This is a genomic window from Flavihumibacter solisilvae (genome assembly GCF_000814475.1).
Taxonomy (GTDB): Bacteria; Bacteroidota; Bacteroidia; order Chitinophagales; family Chitinophagaceae; genus Flavihumibacter; species Flavihumibacter solisilvae.
The window spans coordinates 22,028-45,097 of record NZ_JSVC01000011.1 but is presented as its reverse complement, the minus strand read 5'-3'; the positions used below and the strand labels follow the sequence as shown (position 1 = coordinate 45,097).

Here is a 23,070-nt window from a genome sequence, read left to right as displayed (position 1 = left end):
CAGCCGCTTTATCTATGATAAGGCGGCTTTTTTATTCAGATTACCTTAACGGATACAACACATTGCGGTAATACAGCCACGGTAGCTTTGCGGCCATAGAAGATTTCTCATGCAGTTTTAGCCGTTGTATGTCTATACAACGGCTTATTTATTATATTGGTGAATTAATACACTGTCTCCTGGAAACAACGCTCACCATTCGTAAGGCTCAATGGCCACAAGCTTTGTATAGTGCACTGGTGGTCTTCTGCCTGTATACATGCCTGTTCTCTTTCCGTAAAGCTTTCAATGTTGCGGCGTTCGATGGGTACACCTTATGGGGACTTGACTACAAGATCATTCTCGTCATCACCCAGGTATTCGGGTATATGGCAAGTAAGTTCTACGGCATCCGGTTCATTGCTGAACTGGGGCGGATGGGGCGGGGCCGGCTCATACTTTTACTGACCGGCATCGCATGGTTTTCCTGGCTTGTATTCGCGCTCCTGCCGGCACCATATAATTTCTGGTGCCTGCTGTTCAATGGGTTCCCGCTTGGGATGCTATGGGGAATTGTCTTTTCCTATATCGAAGGCAGAAGGATGACAGATTTAATCAGTGCAGCCCTTGCCGTAAGCTTTATTTTCGGCTCCGGTGTTTCCAAATCTGTTGCATTGTATACCATGAACAGCTGGTCGGTGAGTGAATATTGGATGCCATTTGTAACCGGCGCCGTTTTTTTTCTTCCACTCCTGCTATTTATTTACCTGGTTGAAAAAATTCCAGCTCCAACAGAAGATGATATAGCTCACCGAACTGTTCGTTTGCCCATGCCCGTTGATGCACGACGTAATCTTTTACGGGAATATGGTCCGGGCTTATTCCTGCTGGTGATAATTTATATGCTGGTGACGATCCTGCGAGAGGTACGCGACAGTTTCATGGCCGACATGTGGCGGGAGGCAGGTGAATCTTTCGACAGTTCAGTGTTTGCGCAGACAGAAACCATCATTTCCCTGGTAATGTTGATTGTGATCGCCTCTATGGTTACTGTCAGGAATAATTTCCGCGCATTCTCCATCACTCACCTGATCATGTTCGCGGGCTTTGTACTCAGCCTCGCAATAACAGTTGCCTATAAGCAGGGGCTTGTTGACACCTGGTGGTGGATGTTAAGCATCGGGCTCGGTTTGTACATGGTTTACATTCCATTCAACAGCATTCTTTTCGAAAGATTCATAGCTGCGTTTGGAATTGCAGGCAATGTAGGCTTTCTCATCTACCTGGCTGATGCCTTCGGCTATCTCGGAAGTGTCGGAGTGCTGTTAAGTAAAACTGTATTCAGGCTTGAATTGTCCTGGTTGAATTTCTATACTACACTCGTGATGATCACCGGTGCGATCGGGGTAGTTGCCACGCTTATCTCGCTGGTCTACTTTAAAAGAAAATCCAGATAAAATTATTCCCCGATTTTTTCCTTGCTTGACCCCAGCGTAAACCCGATCGTCGTTCCCACATCCGGCTTACTCCGCACGTGCATCGATTCCCCATGTGCTTCTATGATGTGCTTGCAGATCGCAAGTCCAAGGCCGGTACCACCCTTATCACGGCTCCTTGCTTTGTCAGTCCGGTAAAACCTTTCAAAGATCCGCGGCAGGTGTTCCTCGTCAATCCCGATCCCATCATCACTGATCTCCACCAAAACTTTAAATTCATCAGTGTTGTACACACTGGCAACGATTGTCCCCCCGGGTTTACCATACTTAGCTCCGTTCTCAATCAGGTTAATGATCACCTGGCGGATCTTCTCCTTGTCTGCAAACACATATACCGGCGATTCGGTACCTTTTTTAAGATAGGCGGTAATTTGTTTCTGGTTGAGCTTGAGCGATAATGAATCGATCACTTCTTTGATCAAGTCCTGGATAACGAAATACTGTTTATACAGTACCTGTTCACCTGTCTCCAGGCGGGAGATCTCATCGAGGTCATTCATGAGATTAACAAGGCGGTCTACATTCCTGCTGGTGCTTTCCAGGAATCGCTTCCTCACATCCACATTATCCATCGCACCGCTCAAAAGTGTGTCCACATATCCCTGGATGGCGAAGATGGGCGTCTTGAATTCATGTGCGAGGTTCTGCAGAAACTCTTTCCGGAATGCTTCATTCTTTTTCAGCATCTCTATTTCCCCCTGGCGTTGTTCCGCCCACTTCTCCACATCTTCTTTTACTTCGTCAATACTCTTCTGTGGAATGATGTATTTATTATAAAATTCTTCGCGCTTGCTCGCCTTGGTCTGGTAAATGAATTTGTAAATCAGTTTGATCCGCCTGTAAATGAATTGCTGCAGGAAATAAAAGATCAGCAGGTAGGAAACGAGGAACAGCACAGTAAAGGAGCTCAGCGAAACCATCCAGGATTTCACGAGCACCTGGTTGGCGATGCCGACCAGCGCTGAGATCACGAAAGCCAGTAAAGCTGCGATCTGCCGGGGAGAGAGATTTTTCATAGGTCAAATTTATATCCCACACCCTTTACGGTGGTGATACAGTCAAGTCCCAGTTTCTGGCGGATCTTGCGGATATGTACATCGATGGTGCGGTCGCCGACGATCACGTCGTTGCCCCAAACCTGGTTCAGGATCTCATTGCGCAGGAAAACGCGTCCGGGGCGGGAAGCGAGCAGGTAAAGCAGTTCAAACTCCTTCTTGGCCAGGGTTACTTCCTTTTCGTCGACCTCCACTACAAATTTTACCGGGTCGATAACCAGGTTGTCAATCGTCAGCACTCCGTTACTGGTCGGCTCGGCCTTGGTTACGCGCCTGAAAAGGGCGTTGACCCGGCTGATCAGCAACTTCGGGCTGATGGGTTTATTCACATAATCGTCGGCCCCGGTATCCAATCCCTTCATTTGGGAGGACTCGTCGTTCAGGGCGGTAAGAAATATGATCAGGGTTTCTTTGAATGCCGGCTGGGCGCGCAGGATCTCACATACTTCCACCCCTGTCTTCTTCGGCATCATGATGTCGAGGATGATCAGTTCCGGTTTCACCTGTTTTGCCTTCATCAATGCGTCATCTCCGTCTTTTGCTGTATATACCTCGTACCCTTCATTCTGGAGATTGTACTGAATTATCTCCAGGATGTCCGGTTCATCGTCTGCAATCAGGATCTTCTTTCCTTTCGTGTCCATTAACAATTTGTTTACGCAAAGTTAATGCTGCTACGTAAGCGGTCAATTCTCAACCGATTATGAAATTGTTAAGCGGATGATGCAACATTAACCCTGTGTTAATCGTTTGTTTCAAATCTGTGTATATTTGGATTAAGGCCGATAGCTATGAAAAGACTGTTTACCCTGAGTTTATTTGTGTTTGCTGCTGCCGTGGGAAGATCGCAAACAGCCGCGCCATCTTATGCTGTTGAGCGCAGCAGGCTCCTTTTTCACGAAAATATCGATAAAGAGCAACTGAAGCTCTACCAGCAACCCGGGTCCTACGTCCGGGGATATATTCCTTTAACCGCTGACGAGGCATTTAACAGCCAGGTGAGGCATTCCCTGATTGACAGGGTGGACGAAATGCAGCAGTCGGTTGAGCAGGACAGTTTGCTCCGCGACAATGAGAAGATCAAATACCTGAAGGGACTTGAGATCCTGGTGCGAGATTTTGGAAAAGGCGCCCGCACCCGTACATTTTCCCCGGCACTGGCCCCGACGCTTGTCAAGAACTTTGAAACCTGCCTCGATCTCGACCGCAACAATAAGAGCATCGACAAGGTTGTCGGCGCAAGCCCATACTGGGTGGCAAAGACCCTGGTGGATTGCTTTTCCTATCCCCCCAACATCGGTATCCCGCTTTGTAAGGATATTCTCCAGATCAAGTTCCTGCAACTGTATCCTGAGCGTACCATGCCATTCCTGAAAATCAACTTTTCCTATCCCAAACGGGATAGCCTGATCGCAGCGGAAGCCAGGCGTGACCCCCGCAAGGTCTACGATTATGCGGCATCCAACGATGCGCTGGCCAGGTATATCCGCATTCACCCGGACCCTGTTGTTAAAGTGATCGCGGAAATGTCATCCAGCAGAAGCGGGCAGCTCTATTTCCCCTTCATTGATGAGATCTACAGGGGGAAAATGACATTCGAAGAGATCGACAAGGTTAAAGACAATGATCTGGAATATTATAAACTGATGGTAAAAACGCGGTTGGCCCACACCGCGATGATGATCCAGAAAGATACGCCGATGGAACGGAAGGCGCTTGTTGACCGGATGGAAAGCAAGGCGCGGCAGTACTTTGTCACCCAGATCAATGGACTGCACAATTCCCCGGATCCCGTAAGGTTCAAGATCGTGGAACCGCTGAACCCACAGGAATTGTTTTACCTGTGCGTACTCAGTGAAGATGAAATCTATACATCGAGCTACCGCGGCGTGTTCAAACGCATCATCCAGCGCCTGAAAGGAACGCCCACAGACAGCCTCTTCCTCTCCATGAACTTCGATTATTTCCGGAAGTTCATCAAAATGGCTGCGGCATACAATGAACTGGACACCCTCCTCAAGCTTATGCCCGAGAGCAATGCGAATATATTGATGAAGTCGTTCATGTTTGGCCTGGAACGCACTACCACCCTGCAGAATGTGGAAGATGCGGTGGATGTGGCCGACGCTTATAGCAGCATCTTCGAGAAGAACAAACAGCTTGCTGCCAATATGCTGCAGGAAGCCATCGAAAACTATGAAAGGTGTACGCGGAACGGCGATCTGAACGGACAGAAGATCTATAATATTGAAAAGACCCTTTTCGAGTCCGCAGACACGACAAAGAATATTGACCTGACTAAAATACTGGGAATTCCGCCTGTTTACCAGGTGCCTTACGACCGGCTGACGGATACAAGCGGTAAAGTCATACAACAGGTCTTCTTCTATGGCGATGACGACAAAGACGGTCAGAACTCATACGCCAACTTCATGACCCTGTTCAGGGGGAAATCAGACTGGGCCATAACAGATAACCCGGATTATGTAATGATCAAATCGACCAAAGGCAAATCTGTCTGGATCTTTGCGAACAAGCCATTGTACGGTGAAGATGACCCTGATGCAAAAGCCCAGGCTAAGCTGAAGGAATATCTCGACAAGAACGGGCTGGAACCAACGATCTATATTCACAGGGGGCACAGCTACCATGTGAAATCATCACTCGGCCAGATAACGCCTTCTGCCCGGATCGTGATTCTCGGCTCCTGCGGTGGCTATAACAACCTGAACGAGGTGTTGACGATCAGTTCCGATGCGCATATCATTTCATCCAAGCAGATCGGTACCCGTACTGTTAATGAGCCGATATTGAGTGCAATCAACACCAGCCTGCGGAATGGCCGCAATATCGAATGGCTGCCTATGTGGACCGAGCTCGGCAAACTGTTCAAAGGTGAAAGCAAGGAACTGTTCGATGACTATGTGCCGCCGTATAAGAACCTTGGTGCCATTTTTATCAAAGCTTACCGTGGGGTAGAGGCGGAGGAATAAGGAGGCCTATCTTTGCGGAATGTCTTCCACTCCCGCGAACAAGAAAATATTTGATACGGCCCTGCTGAAACGCGTTTTTCAAATGGCAGCGCCGTACAAAAAAAAGGTGTTCCTGTCGTTTTCCCTGGCGGTCCTGCTTGCACTGGTTTCCCCCATCAGGCCCTACCTGATCCAGATAACGGTAAATAATTATATAAAAAGCGGGTTGCTCGACTGGGTGATCCGCATTACCATCATCCAGGTGGTTTTCCTGCTTATTGAAACCGCCTTCCGGTTTTTGTTTTCCTTCACCACAGCCTGGCTTGGACAGACCGTTGTAAAAGACCTGCGGATAAAGGTGTTCAATAAAGTGATCAACCTCAACCTGTCGCAGTTCGACCGCACGCCAATTGGTACCCTCACTACGCGGACCATAAACGATATCGAATCTATCAACGACATCTTTGCCGATGGACTGATCCCGATCATCGCTGACCTGCTTTCAATCATTTCGATCCTGGTGGTCATGTTCGTGGTCGACTGGCAGCTCGCGCTCATCAGCCTGGCGCCATTCCCCGTACTTATTCTCGCGACTTTTATCTTCAAGGAAAGCGTGAACCGTTCCTTTATCAAGGTGCGGAACGCTGTGGCCGCCCTCAACGCGTTCGTACAGGAACATATAACCGGGATGCAGGTGGTGCAGGCATTCGCCGCCGAAAAAAGGGAGTATGCGAAGTTCCGGAAGATCAACCGCGAACACCGAAATGCAAACATCAATGCCATTTTCGCTTATTCGGTGTTCTTCCCCGTTGTAGAGATCATTGTGGCCATCTCCACCGGCCTGCTGGTTTGGTGGGGTGCGGGAAATGCCGTTCACATGAGTGAAGCTGAAGCTTCGGAAATGGCCGGCAAGATCATTTCCTTTTTCATTTACCTCAACCTCCTGTTCCGCCCGCTTCGGGTAATCGCGGATAAATTCAATGTGTTGCAGATGGGCATGGTGGCAAGTGAGCGGGTATTCAAGGTGCTTGACAACGACGATTATATTAAAAAGGAAGGAATCTATGCCCCGGACAAAGTGGCAGGCAGCATAGAATTCGATCATGTGTCCTTCGGCTACTCTGACGACAAATATGTGCTGAAGGACATCAATTTCACTGTTGAGCCGGGGGAAACGGTCGCACTGGTAGGACATACCGGTAGCGGTAAAACGTCTATAATCAGCCTGATCAACCGCTTATACCATATCCAGCAGGGAGAGATCCGGATCGACGGCGTTCCGATTGAATCGTACCGGCTCGATTCCCTGCGGCGGCAGACGGGCGTGGTGCTGCAGGACGTTTTCCTGTTCAGCGGTTCGGTTCTCGATAATATCACCCTCCGGAACCCTGCTATCACCCTCGAACAGGTGCAGAATGCCGCCAGGCTGATCGGCATGCACGATTTCATCGAACAGCTTCCCGGTGGATATAATTATAATGTGATGGAACGGGGAGCGACCCTGTCACTGGGCCAGCGCCAGCTGTTATCGTTTATCCGGGCACTGTTATACGACCCTTCGATCCTGATTCTCGACGAAGCTACCTCCAGCGTGGATACGGAGAGCGAAAAAATGATCCAGCATGCGATTGATACCCTGATTTCCGGCCGGACGGCCATCGTAATCGCACACCGGCTGAGCACTATCAGGAAGGCGGATAAGATAATTGTCCTCGAAAAAGGAGAGGTCAGGGAGATCGGAAACCACGAGGAACTTATGGAAAAAGGCGGGTTTTACTACGCCCTGCACCAAAGCCAGGTCCGGGAATTAAAAACTCAGTCTTAAAAGGTAAAAAGACCACATGTTCTCTTATCTTTGCGCAAAATTTTAGACGGCATGGCACGGATAAGCGTCAAATCTTTACTGGTAGCGGCTTTCAGCGCTGTTTTAATGTTCCTCGGCACTTCGGCATTTGCCAAAGACGGCGGGGAAGGTGATCATGGCGAAGCGGGGCATGAAAAGTTTGATGCGGGTAAAGCGATCCTCCATCACATTGCCGATTCTCACGAATGGCATTTCTTTTCAGTTGGTGAAACACACGTTACACTTCCACTGCCCGTAATCCTTTATTCTCCTCAACGCGGTCTCGACATTTTCTCTTCTTCCCATTTTCATCATGGAGAAGAAATTCATAATGGATACAAGCTTGATCATGATCATATTGTTCCGGTTAAAGAAGACGGATCAGTAGACGAAGCTGTGAAGGTTTTCGACTTTTCAATGACCAAGAACGTGGTTCAGATGCTGCTGGCTGTTGTAATCCTGATCCTCGTTATGACTTCGGTTGCTAAAAAGTACATTCAGACCGGTGCTCATAAAGCGCCAACCGGTTTCCAGAATGCCATCGAACCTGTAATCACGTTTGTACGCGATGATGTGGCCAGGCCAAACCTCGGACATAAGTATAAGAAATACCTGCCCTACCTGCTTACCGTATTTTTCTTCATACTGCTGAATAACCTTCTCGGCCTGATCCCCGGATCAGCGAACGTGACGGGCAACATTGCGTTTACCGCACTGCTTGCAATTATCTCGTTCATCGTGATCCTCTTCAGTACGAATGGTCATTTCTGGGGTCACATTTTCTGGCCTCCGGGAGTTCCCCTGCCGGTTAAGCTGATCCTGATCCCGGTAGAATTGCTGAGTATCTTTATCAAACCTGCGGCACTCATGATACGTCTTTTCGCGAACATGACTGCAGGTCACATCGTGATCCTGAGTTTTGTGTCGCTTATATTCATATTCGGACAGATGAGCACTGTTGCCGGCTGGGGTTTTTCTCCGGTATCCATTGCCTTCTCTGTTTTCATTTTCCTGATTGAGATACTGGTAGCCTTCATCCAGGCTTTCATCTTCACCAACCTGACAGCTGTTTTTATCGGCCAGGCATTCGAAGGTGAACACCATCACGATGAAGCACATGGTCACGAAACATCAAAAGCACATTAAGAACTTTTATATAAACATCAAAACACAAATTGTATGTCAATCATGAACATCCTGTTGGAAGTAGGACAGGCTCAGTTGGGTGGTGCGATCGGTGCAGGCCTTGCTGCTATCGGTGCTGGTATCGGTATCGGTCAGATCGGTAAGGGTGCAGTAGAATCTATCGCTCGTCAGCCTGAAGCTGCTAACGACATTCGTGGTAACATGATCCTGACTGCAGCGTTCATCGAGGGTGTTGCCCTGTTCGCTGTGATCGCGGGTCTGCTGGCAGTTCTGACTACCGGTTAATCCACTTAAAACAGTGCTGCATCCAAAGCAAAGGGCGGAGGATGCAGCTACTTTACAGTGTTTGAAAGTTTTGATGTTGTACCAATTTACTTAACTATTTAAGATATAGCATATGCAATTGTTAATGCCTGCACTGGGTTATTTTGTCTGGACTCTCGTTGCCTTCCTGATCGTGTTTTTCATCCTGAAAAAATTCGCATGGAAGCCCATCCTGACTGCCCTAAGCGATCGCGAAAAAAATATTGCCGACTCCATAGCGACTGCGGAAAAGATTAAAGTGGAAATGGCACAGATGAAGAGTGAGAATGAAGCATTGATGGTCAAGGCCCGTGAAGAGCGTGCACAAATGCTGAAAGAAGCTAAGGAAATTAAAGACAGGATCATCAGTGAAGCTAAGGAGCAGGCGAAAGAAGAAGCAAGCAAGATCATGGTGGACGCACAGGCTACTATTGAGCAGAAGAAAAATGCTGCCATTACCGAAGTGAAGAACAGTATCGGAAGCATGGTGATCGAAGTAACGGAGAAGGTTATCCGTCGCGAGCTCGCAGGAAAAGCAGAACAGGAAGCGTACATCCGCGATATTGCCAGGGAATTATCAGCCGGCAGGAACTAAATGAATCAATCAGAATCAGATCTACATGCGTAATACACGTGTTGCACACAGATATTCGAAGGCGCTGATTGATATGGCGCTTGAAACCAACCAGCTCGAGCAGGTAAAGAAGGAGATCGATGCCATCAGGAAGATCGACAACCGGGAGCTCAGGCAGGTAATGTTATCCCCCATCATCAACCACGAGAAGAAGGTTGAGATCTTCAAAGCGGTATTCAATAAAATATCCCCGCTGACAACTTCCTTTTTCAACCTCGTATTTTTCAAGGGCCGGGAGTGGGTATTACCAGATATCCTGGATGCTTTTGAAGAGCAGTACAAGAAACTGAAAGGAATTGAGATCATTGAACTGACTACAGCAGTTCCGGTTTCTGATGAACTCCGCAATGAAATTAAGCAGATATTCCAGAATCTGGAACGCTTTAAGGGCAAGACCCTGGAGGTGAATAGCATAGTGGATGAAAGTATCGTGGGTGGCTTTATTGCCCAGTCGGGCGACACCTTGTATGATGCAAGTATCCGCTACAACCTGCACCTGATCCAGAAGCAGTTTGTTGAAAACCTCTATGTCCAGAAATTACGATAATTAAAAAATTGAAAACGTCTAAATAGTAAAAAATGGTAGACATTAAACCAGATGAAATATCAGCGATACTGCGCCAGCAGCTGAGCAACTTCAAAACTTCTGCCGACCTGGAAGAAGTTGGTACCGTTTTGCAGGTGGGTGATGGTATTGCCCGTGTTTACGGCCTGAGCAATGTGCGTGCAGGTGAGCTGGTTGAATTTGCCAACGGAGTAAAAGCTATTGCCCTCAACCTTGAAGAGGACAATGTCGGTGTGGTATTGATGGGTGAATCATCTGGGATCAAAGAAGGTGACAAAGTACGCAGAACGGCTAAGATCGCTTCCATTAAAGTGGGAGAAGGACTTTCCGGTCGTGTAATCAATACCCTCGGCGAACCAATCGACGGTAAAGGTGCCATTGCAGGTGAACTGTACGAGATGCCTTTGGAGCGTAAAGCCCCTGGTGTAATCTTCCGTGAGCCGGTTAAGGAACCGCTTCAAACCGGTGTCAAGGCTATTGACGCAATGATTCCCATCGGTCGTGGGCAGCGTGAGCTGATCATTGGTGACCGCCAGACTGGTAAAACCGCGATCGCGATTGATACCATCATTAACCAGAAAGAATTTTTCAAGGCAGGTAAACCTGTTTATTGTATATATGTAGCGATCGGTCAGAAAGCTTCAACCATCGCAGGTGTAATGAAGACCCTGGAAGAAAATGGAGCGATGGAATACACAACCATCGTTTGTGCATCTGCGTCTGATCCTGCTCCCCAGCAATTCTATGCGCCGTTTGCAGGTGCAGCGATTGGAGAGTTTTTCCGCGATACCGGTCGTCCTGCCCTGATCATTTATGATGATCTCAGTAAGCAGGCTGTTGCTTACCGTGAGGTTTCCCTCCTGCTTCGCCGTCCACCCGGTCGTGAAGCTTACCCTGGTGACGTATTCTACCTCCATAGCCGTCTCCTCGAGCGTGCTGCGAAGATCATCGGTAAGGATGAAGTTGCCCGTAACATGAACGACCTGCCTGACAGCATCAAACACCTGGTAAAAGGTGGTGGATCGCTTACTGCATTGCCGATCATCGAAACCCAGGCTGGTGACGTTTCCGCATATATCCCGACAAACGTGATCTCGATCACCGACGGTCAGATCTTCCTGGAAGGTAACCTGTTCAACGCTGGTATCCGTCCTGCCATTAACGTAGGTATCTCGGTTAGCCGTGTTGGTGGTAACGCCCAGATCAAGTCAATGAAAAAAGTTGCCGGTACCCTGAAGCTCGACCAGGCTCTTTACCGTGAGATGGAAGCGTTCTCTAAGTTCGGTGGTGACCTCGATGCCGCAACAAAAATGGTAATTGATAAAGGTGCACGTAACGTGGAGATCCTGAAGCAGCCGCAGTATTCGCCTTTTGCTGTTGAAAAGCAGGTAGCGATCATTTACCTGGGTACTCAGGGATTGCTTCGTGAAGTTCCTGTTCGCCGCGTGAAGGAATTTGAAGAGCATTTCCTTGTTGAGCTGGAAAACAAGCTGCCTAACGTACTCGCTGAATTCAAAAAGGGTAACCTGCCTGATGACGGTGTGAACAAAATGGTTGAGCTGGCTAAAGGCCTGATGGCACAATACAAGAACTAATACGGACCTCCGTAATATATTGACAGGTGAATGTGGTTTAATCCCGTTCACCTGTTTTTTTATATCGGACTGTTTACTATCTTTCCGCCTCTTCTTTCACTGATACCTCTGAAAACATGATCCCGGACCTCCAATGCCTGTGAACATTGTTCATGTTCATTGTCTTTCCAATTCATGCGTTCAGTATTTATCCTTATTCCGGCACTCATTGCCTGTTCGGCAATATATGCACAGGACGTACCCGGCAGCAACTACCCCGCACCGGTAGGTTCCAGTCGTATCCAGGCCAATCACAATGGTTCACCGGCCGGCTTTTCACCAGCGATAAACACCAGCAGCGTCACCGGCACAAACATCGTGATGTCGCTTCCGCCGAAATGGGCAAGCCGGCAGGTAAAAGTTGAGATTTTCAATGAAAAAGGAAAACTCATCCGGTGTATCACGGAAAAAAAAGCTTCACCATTTATCATCGTTTCACTCGAAGGAATTCCACTCGGTGCCTATGAATTGCGCACCAGTTGCGGCAAAGAGACAAACTCACAATTGACTATAGTCGCAGGTCAAAGTTGATCTTAGTCAAGTGGAATAATTTATTCTTCAGGAAGCTTGCAAATCTGAAATTCACATACAATCTTTGCAATACTTCCTACACGAGTCCAATTCTTCAGATTTACCGTACCCCTCCGGCAGCAGCAATGCACGGAATCCAAAATTTATCCTTACAGTTTTGTTTTAGCAGAGTCCTGTCAGCGGTGTTTATGCACGCTGGTATCAATATATTATTCGAAAGGTTTTTAAAGGGTACGATCAACAATGGCCTGGCTAGTCTTAGCCGGGCATTTTTTTTAATATGTTTTAGGTTTATATCATAAACTAGTTTACATTTGAGACAAATTTACTGTTGTGAGGGCGTTTCTTCTACTTATTGCTATTGTCATTACAGGAGCGATTTTCGGGCAGACCAGCATTTCAGGTAGGCTCGTGGATAACCGGGGCCGGGCAGTGCGTGGTGCAAGTATTTCCATTAAGGACAGCTACGATGGCGCAACCAGCGATTCCCTGGGTAACTACCGGTTCCAGACTTCGGAAAAAGGTACTCAAACACTGCAGGTGACCTCAATTGGGTACCAGGCCCTGGAACGCACCATAAACATCGAAGGCCAGGCATTGCATCTTGACCTTCACCTGCGCGAGGCGCCCGACGAATTGAAGGCAGTTATAGTAACAGCCGGAAGCTTTGAGGCAGCTGATTCAAAACGGACCACCGTACTCAACTCGATTGATATTGTGACAACCGCAAGTGCCAACGGTGATGTTACCGGTGCCATCCGCACATTGCCGGGAACACAACAGATCGGGGAGAAGGAAGGCCTCTTTGTCAGGGGCGGCTCGGGTGAGGAAGCGCGGGTATTCATCGATGGTACCCTCGTCAACAATTTCTTTTATTCTTCGGTTCCTGATATTGCGCAGCGTGGCCGGTTCTCGCCATTTCTATTCAAGGGAACGATCTTCAGTTCCGGTGGTTATTCTGCGTTATATGGACAGGCACTCTCCGGTGCCCTGATCCTCGAATCTATTGATATGCCCGACAGGAGCGCCGCCAACCTGGGGATTTCTTCGGTTGGACTAAGCGGTGGCTACCAGCACCTGAATGCAGCAAAAACCTTCAGCTGGGGCGGAAACTATGCCTATACAAACCTGGTCCCGTATTTTGAACTGTTTAAGCAAAGGGTTGATTATTTCAAAGTGCCCGACTTTCACTATGCCGATGCCAACTTCAGGTTAAAGACGTCAAAAACCGGGATGCTGAAATTTTATGGTACGGTACAGACAAACCGCCTTGGGCTAAAGACGCCCGACATCGATTCTGCATCATTGCAGAATGCATTCTCGCTATCCAATTATAACATCTATGGCAATCTGAGCTGGCGGGAAAAACTTGGCAACGACTGGCGATTGTATATCGGCAGCTCGTTCAGCACCAACAAGGACCTCATCGAAAACATGCTGCAGGACGAAAACGGTGAAAAGGTTACCATCCCTTCAATGCCTTATATCATTAAATCATACAACGGGGATATCAGGGGAAGCCTGGCGCAGGTGAAATCTGTGCTGGAGAGAAAGCTTGGCGCTTTAAGTGCCATTCGTGCCGGGGGCGAATACCTCTATTTTCGGGATGATCTCCGCTTTAATGACACGATCGCTAAAAATACGATCGTAGACGACCACTTTAAAGCGGCCTTTGCTGAAGCTGATATTTACCTGTCCAACAACCTGGCGGCAAAACTGGGTACAAGACTGGAACACTCCTCATTGCTCAACCGGGCAAATATCGTTCCGCGTGTTTCACTGGCCTATAAGCTGGGGGACAAGTCCCAGGCTTCATTCGCCTATGGAATTTTTTACCAGAAGCCTGAACGGAACCAGCTGATCATCAATAACAATCTTGATTATACGAAGGCGACGCACTATATCCTCAATTTCCAGCGACTGCAGCCGACTACTACTTTCCGCGTGGAAGCGTTTTATAAAAAGTATGATGACCTCGTAAAATTGTCCCCGGGGATCAACAACAACGGAAACGGCTACGCGAAAGGAGTGGAATTCTTCTGGCGCGATAAGAAAACATTTAAAGGTGTTGATTACTGGTTGTCATATTCATTCCTGGATACAAAGCGAGATTATCTTAACTACCCGCACTCCCTGCAACCAAATTTTGCCGCTAATCATACCGCTTCACTGGTAGTTAAGAAGTTCATCCAGAAATGGAAGACCCAGGTCAACGGCTCTTACTCGTTTGCTACCGGCAGGCCATACTATAATATCCGTTACAATGGGAATGAAAGTAAATACCAGCTTTACGATGAAGGCGAGACCATCTCCTACAACAACCTTGGTGTCAGCCTGAACTACCTGCCATCTATCGGGAAACCGAATGCAAGGATCTTCACGGTGTGGGTACTGTCTGTCACCAACGTGCTGAACCAGACACAGATCTATAATTATAACTATTCTTATAACGGGGCGATAAAACAACCGGTACGGCCACCTGCCAACCAGTTCTTTTTCCTTGGCTGTTTCATCAGTTTCGGAACAGACAGAACCGAAGACATTATCAACAGCAACCTATAATTCATCAACCATAATCAATCAAACATGAAAAAATTATTCCTGCTCATCTGCCTGGGCTTTTCCGTTACACTGCTAAAAGCGCAATCGCCGAAATATAATTCAGCAATGAAAGACCAGATCGGGAAGCTGGACGGAGCTTTCCAGGCAGGTAATTTCCCGGAGCTCGCCAATAATTTCGAACGCATCGGTAACGCGGAAAAGAGCCAGTGGCTCCCTTATTACTACGCCGCATATTGCCAGGTGATGACAGCCCTTCTTGAACAGGATAAATCCAGGGTTGACCCGATAGCAGACAAAGCAGACAGCCTGATCACAAAGGCAGAGACAATTGCAGGTGCAAACAGTGAAACAAACGTGATCCGCAGCATGATCGCTTCTGCACATATGATGGTAGATCCCCAGCAAAGATGGATGCAATATGGACAGGCATCAGCAGGTTACATTGAGAAGGCGAAGTCGCAGGATTCAACCAATCCACGCCCTGTTTATCTTGAGGGCCAGGCCAAATTCTTTACACCTGAACAATTCGGTGGCGGTAAAGCAGTTGCAGCACCTGTACTCGAAAAAGCACTGGCCATGTTCGACGGGTTCAAGCCGGCATCAGACCTGCACCCGGTTTGGGGCAAATCGAGCACCCAGTACTTTTTGTCACAGTGTAAGTAAGATATAATCCGGTTTAAAAATCAAGCAAATGCCTGACGAATTGTTATACCGCGAAGGCGGATCCGGTGAGAAAATGACTGAGGCCGAAAGCCTCGCCCTCATCAGCCAGATGATCCAGTCTGCCCGCGACGAACATCACGAAAACGGAAGGGGCTGGCGCACCTGGGGTTGGATCCTGTTCATTGCTTCCGCCGGCACTTTCCTGATGCTGGAATATGAAGTGAAAGGCAGCTATTTTCTTTGGAACCTTGCATTGCCCGTTGGCATCTTTTTCATGGTACTGGCAGGCCTCCGAAGGAAAAAAATAAGGAAGAACCTCACCTATGCGCAGGAACTGCTCGACAGGATCGGGCTGGGATTTTTTGCCAGCCTGCTGGCCATGGTAGTCGGCGTCAACGTTTTCTTCATCTTCTCTACCAGTGAAGGCGGCATAGATTTTTGGGGCTTCTTTTACATCCTGTACGGATTCTGGATGTATATCCATGGCAGCGCACTTAAATTCCGGCCGCTTGTTTATGGTGCCATTCTTAACTGGATAGCAGGCATCGCCATGTTCGGGGTGCCGGAAATGAAATACAAAATGCTGATCGGGGCAGTCGCCGTATTGCTCGGGTACCTGGTTCCAGGCTACCTCCTGTATTTTCAGTCTAAGCGGCAGAAAAAATAATAATGTTCAAAGACCTGGATCCCATATTACATACGCCATTAAGACTGGCTATCGTTTCCCTGCTGATCAGCGTAAAGGAAGCGGAGTTTACCTTTATTAAAGAAAAAACAAATGCAACTGCAGGCAATCTCAGCGTGCAGCTGAACAAACTCAAGGATGCCGGTTATATCGAAATCAGCAAGCAATTCAAGAATAACTATCCACAAACCATCTGTTCCATAACTCATGTGGGAATTAAAGCTTTTGAGGAGTATGTCGCCAACCTTCAGACCTATTTGCGTGTTAAGAAATGAACATGCCCGTTATTGAAGTCCGCAATCTCACTAAGAAGTTTGACGACATTGTCGCCGTTGATGAACTGTCCTTCACGGTAAATGCAGCGGATGTGTATGGATTTCTCGGCCAGAATGGTGCGGGTAAGTCAACCACCCTCCGGATGCTGCTGAGCCTCATCTTTCCCGATCATGGTGACATGCATATTTTTGGGATGGATCTTAAGCACAACCGGCGCGAGATCCTGCAGCAGACCGGGGCCGTAATTGAGCGACCCGATTTGTATAAGTACCTCACGGCTTATGAGACCCTCTCTGTTTTTTCTACCATGAGTGGAATTCGTGCAGACAGGAAGCGCATCATGTCGCAACTTGAACTGGTTGGACTCACAGACCGTGCCGAGGGTAAAGTGAGAACATTTTCCCAGGGCATGAAACAACGTTTAGGCATCGCTGTTGCTCTCATCCACGACCCGAGGCTGGTCATCCTCGATGAACCCACAAACGGTCTTGATCCGCAGGGTATCGCCGATATGCGCAACCTCATTCTCCACCTGAGCCGGGAAATGGGAAAAACCGTGCTCGTATCATCTCACCTCCTCAGTGAAATTGAACAGGTTGCCACCCGGATGCTCATCATCGATAAAGGAAGAAAGATGGTGGAAGGCAGCGTTGAAGCGCTTTGCCGTCCTGCCCTTAAACGGGTGGAAATTGACCTGGCCGACCCGGTCCGTGCGAAAGAGATCCTAACAAAAGCAGGCTATGATATCGAAACGGCACCCGGCAATCATTCCCGCCTTGTGCTGGGAATCCGGGAAGAAGAAGTGCCGGTTGTCAACCGTCTCCTGGTGCAGAACGACATCGATGTCATTTCAATCAGGCCGGCTAATTCACTGGAAGAATATTTCTTATCCCTAACCGCAGGAAAACAACATGTGGAAGCTTATAAGTATTGAACTGTACAAAATCTTCCGGCGACCCCGGACCTATATCAGTTTCGTGGCTATAGGTGCCATTGTTGTACTCATCCTGCTTGCCTTTTATGCTGATGGTGAAAACTATATGGCCTTCGGAATGCAGGCACTCACCCAAACCTTCGACGTACAGGGATCATTGCTGAACGGTTATCTTATCTGTTTCGTAATCCTGCAAACCCTGCTCATCCACGTGCCATTGCTGATCACGCTGATCGCTGGCGACCAGGTTGCAGGAGAAGCAAACATGGGAACACTGCGGTTATTACTTACAAAACCTGTAAGCCGGAGCCGCCTGCTTCTCGCCAAGTTCCTTGCCACCATAGTGTACACGTTGGCTCTCCTGGTCTGGATGGCTTTTCTTTCGCTCGCGGTGTCAATCCTGGTCTTCGGGACCGGTGATCTGCTCATCCTAAAAAGTGAAGAAGTGGTGGTGCTCTCCGGGAATGATGTGTTGTGGAGATATGCCGGCGCATTTGCCTTCGCTGCTATCGCCATGTCTACCGTCGCAGCCCTCGCTTTTTTTCTTTCCATCTTTGCAGAGAACTCGATCGGACCCATAGTATCCACCATGAGCGTGATCATCGTGTTCACGATACTGTCGTCGCTCGATATCCCTGTTTTTAATGCCCTAAAGCCGTATCTCTTTACTACCCATATTATAGGTTGGAAAGGGTTATTCGATGATCCCGTCGCCTGGGTACCTGTTTGTAAGTCTGCAGTGATCCTGCTGGTGCACATCATCGTGTTCCTGCTGGCATCAGTTTTTGTGTTCAATAAAAAAGATATTCTTTCCTGATATGTTACACCGTTGTTTACCCATATTCCTTTTATTCATCAGTTACATGGTATCAAATCATACCTCAGCACAATCTGCCGATGACCTGCTGAAAAAAGTAAAATCCAGGCTTGAAAAGGTAAAGGATTATGCAGCCGATGGCAATATGAAAATGGATGTTGATTTCATCCGCATCCCTGATGCTAAGGTTAAAGTGTATTTCCGTCAGCCGGACCAGTTCAGGGTCATAAAGGAAAACGGGATCAGCCTCCTGCCAAAAGGCGGACTAAGCATCAGCCTGAATGCATTGTTATCGGGCAAAGAATTTGTGGCCGTTTCCGGTGGAACCACGAATGCAGCCGGCCGCTCACTTTCCGTTGTCAAATTATTGCCGATAAAAGAGAACAGTGAAATTGTGCTGGCCACTTTATATATCGATGCAGCTTCGGCCCTGGTTTACAGGACGGTGGCTACTACCCGCGACAATGGCACATTTGAAACCCAGCTCAGTTATGGCAAATATGCAGACCAGGGATTACCTGATGAAGTAGTGTTCCTGTTCAATACCAGTGCATATAAATTACCGAAAGGAATTACGATGGAATATGAAGGCAGTAAGAAACCTGCCGACCGTAAAACAGCTTCAAACGGACAGGGGAAAATCTCCATCCGCTATGAACGCTATGAGATCAATAAGGGAGTGCCTGATTCAATATTCAAATAAGGACATCACGCACCTACCCTTCCGGCTCCAGGTCAATTTTCTCATCTACTGCATTCGCGAGAAGCCTGTTGGTGATTTTCTTCATCGGGTTACGCCTGTTCTCCGCATATTCACCACGCTGGCGGATAATATCGATACAGGTGAATATTGCACTGAACATGGAACTCTCATCTGCTTTATTCTTCCCTGCTATGTCGAAAGCAGTACCATGGTCGGGTGAAGTTCTTACGGCCGGAAGACCCGCGGTAAAATTCACTCCTTCGCCATGCGCTAGCGATTTGAAAGGAATCAGTCCCTGGTCGTGGTACATAGCGAGAACTGCATCATATCTTTCATGGTAGCCCCGCGCGAAGAACGCATCAGCTGAAAAGGGTCCCTGTACAATACTGTTGCCCTGCTGCTTGAATTCTTTTATGGCAGGTTTGATGATGGTTTCTTCTTCATTCCCGATCAGTCCATCGTCACCGGCATGTGGATTAAGTCCAAGTACCGCCAGTTTCGGCTTATCAATACCGAAATCCCTGCGCATGCTTTCTTCCAGCAGCTTCAGCTTGGTCAGGATATGTTGTTTTGTAACCAGCGGCGCAATGGCTGACACCGGTACATGTTCCGTAAGCACGGCAACGCGCATGTTTGATGCTACCATCAGCATCAGCACTTCACCGGAATCGAAAGCGCTCTTCAGGTAAGGCGTATGACCCGTAAATGGAAAGGCATCGCCCTGGGTGTTCTTTTTATGAATGGGGGCAGTAACCAGTCCGTGAATATGGCCTTCCTTAAGCGCCTGCACTGCGGTCGTGAGCGACAATACGGCAAACTTTCCTGCAACATCACTGAGTTGCCCCGGGTTAATGGGCACTTCATCTTCCCAGCAGTTAAAAATGTTTACCTGCTTGGCATTGATGCGGGAGAAATCCTTTATGTTCTGGAAATTGAAATTGCTTTCGGTTACAGATTTACGATAGAAATTGATGGCCTTATTGGAAGCAAATACGATTGGCGTGCACAGCTCCAGCAGGCGCGTATTGGAAACCGTCTTGATCACCAGCTCAAGCCCGATGCCATTCAGGTCACCACAGGTTATTCCGATAATGGGCCGGCTGTATTCAGAGGGATTTGACATATCTGCGTTAATTATAAGCTGTAAAAATACATTATTCGGAGGGCGCCCGCAATACTGTATTTTTGATGCCTGGTATGTATACACTAAAGAAGTCCCTTGGTCAGCATTTTCTGCGTGATGAAAATATCTGCCGCAAGATCGTTTCGGCATTGCTCGAACATCCTTTTGAGCGTTTGCTGGAAGTTGGTCCCGGAGGCGGTGCGCTCACCAAACACCTGCTGGAACTGAAGGATATTGATTTTAAAGCGGTGGAGCTCGACGCGGAAAAAGTCGCTTACCTCGAAAAGACTTTCCCCGCCATTCAGAATAAACTGATCCATAAAAGTTTTCTCGATATCGATCCGCCTTTCGACAAAAGCTTTACGGTCGCAGGCAATTTCCCATATAACATTTCGACCCAGATCCTGTTTCATATCCTCGAATGGGGTGGCCAGGTCGAAATGGTGGTGGGCATGTTCCAGAAGGAAGTGGCCCAGCGCGTAGCAGCCGTACCAGGCAATAAGATCTATGGCGTGATGAGTGTACTGGTACAGGCATTCTATAAAGTCGAGTACCTGTTTGATGTGCCTCCCGGCTGCTTCAATCCACCGCCAAAAGTCATGAGTGGTGTGATTAGGCTGGTGCCGGCAAAGGAAGTGCCATCGATGCGCAGCCGAAAAGCTTTCACCCTGCTGGTGAAGACAGCGTTTAACCAGCGCCGTAAGACACTCAGGAATGCGGTGCGCGGATTATTTCCCCCCGCAGTGCTTGAAGATCCCTTCTTCAACCAGCGCGCTGAACAACTGAGTGTTGCCGATTTTGCCGCCTTAACTTTCAAAATGAACGGATAATGCCTAAAGTGCTGGTTACCGCCCGGGTACATCCCTGGATGACGGAATATCTCGGGCAGAAAGGGTACGATGTCAGCTACCTTCCTGCCATAACTTATGATGAACTGAAAACGGAAATAGCTGATGCAGATGGACTGGTAGTTACCACCCGCTTAAAAATTGACCGTGGGATCCTGGACCAGGCAGCCAGGCTGAAATGGATCGGTCGCCTCGGAAGCGGGATGGAGCTGATCGATGTGCCTTACGCAGAATCGAAGGGCATCAGTTGCGTAAGCAGTCCTGAAGGTAACCGGAACGCCGTTGCCGAGCACGAACTGGGCATGTTGCTTTCCCTGCTCAACCGGCTCACTGTAAGCTACCTGCAGGTCAGGGAAGGACAGTGGATCAGGGATGCGAACCGGGGGACTGAGCTCACCGGCCGCACTGTAGGGATAATCGGCTATGGCAATACCGGGGCTGCATTTGCCCGCCTGCTGCAGCCGTTTGATGTTACCGTGCTGGCCTATGATAAATACCGCTACGGGTTTGGAAGCGGCTATGTGCGCGAAGCCCAACCTGAACAGATAGCCAGGTATGCAGACGTGGTGAGTTTCCATGTGCCGCTAACCGACGAGACCTTCCACATGGCCAATGACGATTTTTTCAACAAACTGGAACAGAAACCCGTTTTCCTGAATACCAGTCGCGGTAAAGTTCATGATACCGCTGCCGTGATCCGCGCCCTGGAGACCGGGAAGATCTCGGCTGCCGGCCTTGATGTGCTCGAAAATGAAAAGCTGGAAACCTATTCGGCAACCCAGTCGGAGCAGCTTAGCTGGCTGGTCGCCCAGGCCAATGTGCTGGTTACTCCCCATATTGCCGGTTACAGCCATGAAGCCTACCTGAAAATGGCCCGGGTAGTGCTCGAAAAACTCGGGATTTAGGGGGTTTTTTTGCTGGTATTTAGTTCAAAAAAGATTTATTATCTTTGAGTTACAAGTTCAACGCTTTCACAAACTGCTGAAGGCGTTGTTCTTTTTTTTTACTTTTTAACCAAAGGAGGTTAATATGACAGAGGTCATTTATGTATCAAAAGAGACGCTGGAACAAATGAAGGATGAACTCCACCGGATGAAGTCGATTGAGCGTCCGGCAGCTTCGCGGGCAATCGCCGAAGCGAGGGAGAAAGGAGATTTACGTGAGAATGCCGAATACGATGCAGCCAAAGAGTCCCAGGGCATCCTGGAGGCCAGGATCAAGAAAATGGAAGGTGATCTTGCCAACGCCAGGATCCTTGAAGCAGACGAGATCGATACCAGTAAGGTATCCATTCTGACAAGGGTTACCGTTACCAATATAGCGACCAAAAAATCAGTTACTTACCAGATCGTTTCCGAGAAGGAAGCAGACCTGAAATCGGGCAAGATCTCAGTTACTTCACCCATCGGGCAGGGCCTGCTGGGCAAAGTGAAGGGTGAAATTGCGGAGGTAAAAGCTCCGGCAGGACTTATTAAATTTAAAATTGATAATATCTCAGCCTGACCCGGAAAGGTAAAATATAGCAAAAGGCCGCCTAATTTGGCGGCTTTTTTGTTTATGTCAGTCTATATATTGCATCCACAGCACTTTAATCCATAATATCTGATGAAAGGCCAGTCCGGAACCCGTATAGAAGACAAGATCCAAAGTATCAGGAAGATCGAATGCCTGATCCCCGCAGTGTTGATTATTCACGAGTTACCCAGTATGCATGTAGCATATATGAGTATAAACGGCCAGCGGATCCTCGGCCTTTCACTCGATGAGCTGCGGGCAATAGGTGAAGATTACCACCATGAGTTCTTTCACCCGGATTTCGTCGCCGATTCCATACCGCAGATCATGGAAATGATCCGGCAGAACAGGCCGGATTACGAAGTGACCTATTTCCAGCAGGTACGCCCCTCTGCACAACACGACTGGTCCATTTACCTCAGCACCACGAAGATCATTCACCATAACGAGGCAGGGGAGCCCACATATATCCTCACCACCGCTGTTCCCATTAATACAGAACATCATATTTCCCATAAAGTGGAAAGGCTGATCGAGGAGAACAACCTGCTTCGCCGGAATCATCATCTTTTCAACAGCCTGACCAGGAGGGAGGTCGAGATCCTGCGGCTGATGGCACTAGGTCTCAGCTCATCGGAGATCTCAGGCAAAGTGTTCATTTCCGAAAAAACAGCGAATACCCATCGCCGTAATATCCGCGCCAAGCTTAAGGTTGAAACTAATTACGACCTGGTTCGCTTCGCACAGGTGTTCGACCTCATTTAACCCGATCGGTAACATTCCGGT

At 48.3% G+C, this 23,070-nt stretch carries 23 protein-coding genes; 20 read left to right on the top strand and 3 right to left on the bottom strand.

Annotated elements, in window-relative coordinates; all coding sequences use genetic code 11:
* The first annotated feature begins 128 nt into the window (after window positions 1-128).
* Window positions 129-1,436 (top strand): DUF5690 family protein, encoded by a 1,308-nt coding sequence (locus OI18_RS10540; protein WP_240312755.1) that lies wholly within the window; start codon window positions 129-131, stop codon window positions 1,434-1,436.
* Between the two features lie 2 nt (window positions 1,437-1,438).
* Here OI18_RS10540 and OI18_RS10535 read toward each other — a convergent pair whose 3' ends face one another.
* Entirely contained in the window at window positions 1,439-2,491 is a 1,053-nt protein-coding gene (locus OI18_RS10535; RefSeq protein ID WP_039139738.1) for a sensor histidine kinase, read from the bottom strand.
* A complete protein-coding gene (locus OI18_RS10530) occupies window positions 2,488-3,174 on the bottom strand; it encodes a response regulator (RefSeq protein WP_039139737.1) in 687 nt (228 codons plus the stop codon). The genes OI18_RS10535 and OI18_RS10530 overlap by 4 nt, the downstream gene beginning before the upstream one ends.
* 147 nt (window positions 3,175-3,321) lie before the next feature.
* Between OI18_RS10530 and OI18_RS10525 the strand changes: the two genes are divergently transcribed.
* The 15 genes from OI18_RS10525 (at window position 3,322) to OI18_RS10455 (ending at window position 18,798) form a co-directional block, all read left to right on the top strand.
* Window positions 3,322-5,523, top strand: a complete 2,202-nt coding sequence (locus OI18_RS10525) for a hypothetical protein (RefSeq protein WP_052273080.1) — start codon at window positions 3,322-3,324, stop codon at window positions 5,521-5,523.
* A gap of 19 nt (window positions 5,524-5,542) precedes the next feature.
* On the top strand, window positions 5,543-7,327 hold the full coding sequence (locus OI18_RS10520; protein WP_039139736.1) for an ABC transporter ATP-binding protein: 1,785 nt from the start codon (window positions 5,543-5,545) through the stop codon (window positions 7,325-7,327).
* 51 nt (window positions 7,328-7,378) lie between these two features.
* A complete protein-coding gene (atpB, locus tag OI18_RS10515; RefSeq protein WP_039139734.1) occupies window positions 7,379-8,491 on the top strand; it encodes a F0F1 ATP synthase subunit A in 1,113 nt (370 codons plus the stop codon).
* Window positions 8,492-8,524: 33 nt separating this feature from the next.
* Window positions 8,525-8,776, top strand: coding sequence for an ATP synthase F0 subunit C (gene atpE, locus OI18_RS10510; protein ID WP_039139733.1), 252 nt, complete (start codon window positions 8,525-8,527; stop codon window positions 8,774-8,776).
* A gap of 112 nt (window positions 8,777-8,888) precedes the next feature.
* Window positions 8,889-9,389 carry a F0F1 ATP synthase subunit B gene (atpF, locus tag OI18_RS10505; RefSeq protein ID WP_039139731.1) on the top strand — a complete coding sequence of 167 codons (501 nt, stop codon included), beginning with the start codon at window positions 8,889-8,891 and terminating at the stop codon, window positions 9,387-9,389.
* Between the two features lie 25 nt (window positions 9,390-9,414).
* Window positions 9,415-9,975 (top strand): ATP synthase F1 subunit delta, encoded by a 561-nt coding sequence (gene atpH / locus OI18_RS10500; RefSeq protein WP_039139730.1) that lies wholly within the window; start codon window positions 9,415-9,417, stop codon window positions 9,973-9,975.
* Window positions 9,976-10,007: 32 nt separating this feature from the next.
* Window positions 10,008-11,588: a F0F1 ATP synthase subunit alpha gene (gene atpA, locus OI18_RS10495; RefSeq protein WP_039139727.1), complete on the top strand. Its 1,581-nt coding sequence runs from the start codon at window positions 10,008-10,010 to the stop codon at window positions 11,586-11,588.
* A 174-nt stretch (window positions 11,589-11,762) separates the two neighbouring features.
* Window positions 11,763-12,158 carry a hypothetical protein gene (locus OI18_RS10490; protein WP_039139725.1) on the top strand — a complete coding sequence of 132 codons (396 nt, stop codon included), beginning with the start codon at window positions 11,763-11,765 and terminating at the stop codon, window positions 12,156-12,158.
* 333 nt (window positions 12,159-12,491) lie between these two features.
* A complete protein-coding gene (locus tag OI18_RS10485; protein ID WP_039139722.1) occupies window positions 12,492-14,720 on the top strand; it encodes a TonB-dependent receptor in 2,229 nt (742 codons plus the stop codon).
* A 24-nt stretch (window positions 14,721-14,744) separates the two neighbouring features.
* Window positions 14,745-15,383 (top strand): hypothetical protein, encoded by a 639-nt coding sequence (locus OI18_RS10480; RefSeq protein ID WP_039139720.1) that lies wholly within the window; start codon window positions 14,745-14,747, stop codon window positions 15,381-15,383.
* Window positions 15,384-15,411: 28 nt separating this feature from the next.
* On the top strand, window positions 15,412-16,050 hold the full coding sequence (locus OI18_RS10475; protein ID WP_039139719.1) for a hypothetical protein: 639 nt from the start codon (window positions 15,412-15,414) through the stop codon (window positions 16,048-16,050).
* A gap of 2 nt (window positions 16,051-16,052) precedes the next feature.
* Window positions 16,053-16,343: a winged helix-turn-helix domain-containing protein gene (locus tag OI18_RS10470; protein WP_039139716.1), complete on the top strand. Its 291-nt coding sequence runs from the start codon at window positions 16,053-16,055 to the stop codon at window positions 16,341-16,343.
* A gap of 2 nt (window positions 16,344-16,345) precedes the next feature.
* Window positions 16,346-17,278 carry an ABC transporter ATP-binding protein gene (locus OI18_RS10465; RefSeq protein ID WP_205410023.1) on the top strand — a complete coding sequence of 311 codons (933 nt, stop codon included), beginning with the start codon at window positions 16,346-16,348 and terminating at the stop codon, window positions 17,276-17,278.
* Window positions 17,256-18,095, top strand: coding sequence for an ABC transporter permease (locus OI18_RS10460; RefSeq protein WP_039139712.1), 840 nt, complete (start codon window positions 17,256-17,258; stop codon window positions 18,093-18,095). Before OI18_RS10465 ends, OI18_RS10460 begins: the two co-directional genes overlap by 23 nt.
* A gap of 46 nt (window positions 18,096-18,141) precedes the next feature.
* On the top strand, window positions 18,142-18,798 hold the full coding sequence (locus tag OI18_RS10455; protein WP_152616786.1) for a LolA family protein: 657 nt from the start codon (window positions 18,142-18,144) through the stop codon (window positions 18,796-18,798).
* 13 nt (window positions 18,799-18,811) lie between these two features.
* Here OI18_RS10455 and pdxA read toward each other — a convergent pair whose 3' ends face one another.
* Entirely contained in the window at window positions 18,812-19,921 is a 1,110-nt protein-coding gene (gene pdxA, locus OI18_RS10450) for a 4-hydroxythreonine-4-phosphate dehydrogenase PdxA (protein ID WP_039139707.1), read from the bottom strand.
* A gap of 74 nt (window positions 19,922-19,995) precedes the next feature.
* Between pdxA and rsmA the strand changes: the two genes are divergently transcribed.
* The 4 genes from rsmA to OI18_RS10430 all read left to right on the top strand — a co-directional run bounded on the left by rsmA (window position 19,996) and on the right by OI18_RS10430 (window position 23,049).
* Window positions 19,996-20,751, top strand: a complete 756-nt coding sequence (rsmA, locus tag OI18_RS10445) for a 16S rRNA (adenine(1518)-N(6)/adenine(1519)-N(6))-dimethyltransferase RsmA (protein WP_039139917.1) — start codon at window positions 19,996-19,998, stop codon at window positions 20,749-20,751.
* Window positions 20,751-21,674 (top strand): NAD(P)-dependent oxidoreductase, encoded by a 924-nt coding sequence (locus tag OI18_RS10440; RefSeq protein WP_039139706.1) that lies wholly within the window; start codon window positions 20,751-20,753, stop codon window positions 21,672-21,674. Before rsmA ends, OI18_RS10440 begins: the two co-directional genes overlap by 1 nt.
* Before the next feature lie 124 nt (window positions 21,675-21,798).
* Window positions 21,799-22,272 carry a transcription elongation factor GreA gene (gene greA, locus OI18_RS10435; RefSeq protein ID WP_039139705.1) on the top strand — a complete coding sequence of 158 codons (474 nt, stop codon included), beginning with the start codon at window positions 21,799-21,801 and terminating at the stop codon, window positions 22,270-22,272.
* A gap of 102 nt (window positions 22,273-22,374) precedes the next feature.
* Entirely contained in the window at window positions 22,375-23,049 is a 675-nt protein-coding gene (locus OI18_RS10430) for a helix-turn-helix domain-containing protein (protein ID WP_039139704.1), read from the top strand.
* The last annotated feature ends 21 nt before the right edge of the window (window positions 23,050-23,070 follow it).

What these genes read in the sequence shown, in the direction of transcription:
- OI18_RS10540 (WP_240312755.1), top strand. Translation starts at nt 129, where the DNA reads ATGTCTATACAACGGCTTATTTATTATATTGGTGAATTAATACACTGT.
- OI18_RS10535 (WP_039139738.1), bottom strand. Translation starts at nt 2,491, where the DNA reads ATGAAAAATCTCTCTCCCCGGCAGATCGCAGCTTTACTGGCTTTCGTG.
- OI18_RS10530 (WP_039139737.1), bottom strand. Translation starts at nt 3,174, where the DNA reads ATGGACACGAAAGGAAAGAAGATCCTGATTGCAGACGATGAACCGGAC.
- OI18_RS10525 (WP_052273080.1), top strand. Translation starts at nt 3,322, where the DNA reads ATGAAAAGACTGTTTACCCTGAGTTTATTTGTGTTTGCTGCTGCCGTG.
- OI18_RS10520 (WP_039139736.1), top strand. Translation starts at nt 5,543, where the DNA reads ATGTCTTCCACTCCCGCGAACAAGAAAATATTTGATACGGCCCTGCTG.
- atpB (WP_039139734.1), top strand. Translation starts at nt 7,379, where the DNA reads ATGGCACGGATAAGCGTCAAATCTTTACTGGTAGCGGCTTTCAGCGCT.
- atpE (WP_039139733.1), top strand. Translation starts at nt 8,525, where the DNA reads ATGTCAATCATGAACATCCTGTTGGAAGTAGGACAGGCTCAGTTGGGT.
- atpF (WP_039139731.1), top strand. Translation starts at nt 8,889, where the DNA reads ATGCAATTGTTAATGCCTGCACTGGGTTATTTTGTCTGGACTCTCGTT.
- atpH (WP_039139730.1), top strand. Translation starts at nt 9,415, where the DNA reads ATGCGTAATACACGTGTTGCACACAGATATTCGAAGGCGCTGATTGAT.
- atpA (WP_039139727.1), top strand. Translation starts at nt 10,008, where the DNA reads ATGGTAGACATTAAACCAGATGAAATATCAGCGATACTGCGCCAGCAG.
- OI18_RS10490 (WP_039139725.1), top strand. Translation starts at nt 11,763, where the DNA reads ATGCGTTCAGTATTTATCCTTATTCCGGCACTCATTGCCTGTTCGGCA.
- OI18_RS10480 (WP_039139720.1), top strand. Translation starts at nt 14,745, where the DNA reads ATGAAAAAATTATTCCTGCTCATCTGCCTGGGCTTTTCCGTTACACTG.
- OI18_RS10475 (WP_039139719.1), top strand. Translation starts at nt 15,412, where the DNA reads ATGCCTGACGAATTGTTATACCGCGAAGGCGGATCCGGTGAGAAAATG.
- OI18_RS10470 (WP_039139716.1), top strand. Translation starts at nt 16,053, where the DNA reads ATGTTCAAAGACCTGGATCCCATATTACATACGCCATTAAGACTGGCT.
- OI18_RS10465 (WP_205410023.1), top strand. Translation starts at nt 16,346, where the DNA reads ATGCCCGTTATTGAAGTCCGCAATCTCACTAAGAAGTTTGACGACATT.
- OI18_RS10460 (WP_039139712.1), top strand. Translation starts at nt 17,256, where the DNA reads ATGTGGAAGCTTATAAGTATTGAACTGTACAAAATCTTCCGGCGACCC.
- OI18_RS10455 (WP_152616786.1), top strand. Translation starts at nt 18,142, where the DNA reads ATGGTATCAAATCATACCTCAGCACAATCTGCCGATGACCTGCTGAAA.
- pdxA (WP_039139707.1), bottom strand. Translation starts at nt 19,921, where the DNA reads ATGTCAAATCCCTCTGAATACAGCCGGCCCATTATCGGAATAACCTGT.
- rsmA (WP_039139917.1), top strand. Translation starts at nt 19,996, where the DNA reads ATGTATACACTAAAGAAGTCCCTTGGTCAGCATTTTCTGCGTGATGAA.
- OI18_RS10440 (WP_039139706.1), top strand. Translation starts at nt 20,751, where the DNA reads ATGCCTAAAGTGCTGGTTACCGCCCGGGTACATCCCTGGATGACGGAA.
- greA (WP_039139705.1), top strand. Translation starts at nt 21,799, where the DNA reads ATGACAGAGGTCATTTATGTATCAAAAGAGACGCTGGAACAAATGAAG.
- OI18_RS10430 (WP_039139704.1), top strand. Translation starts at nt 22,375, where the DNA reads ATGAAAGGCCAGTCCGGAACCCGTATAGAAGACAAGATCCAAAGTATC.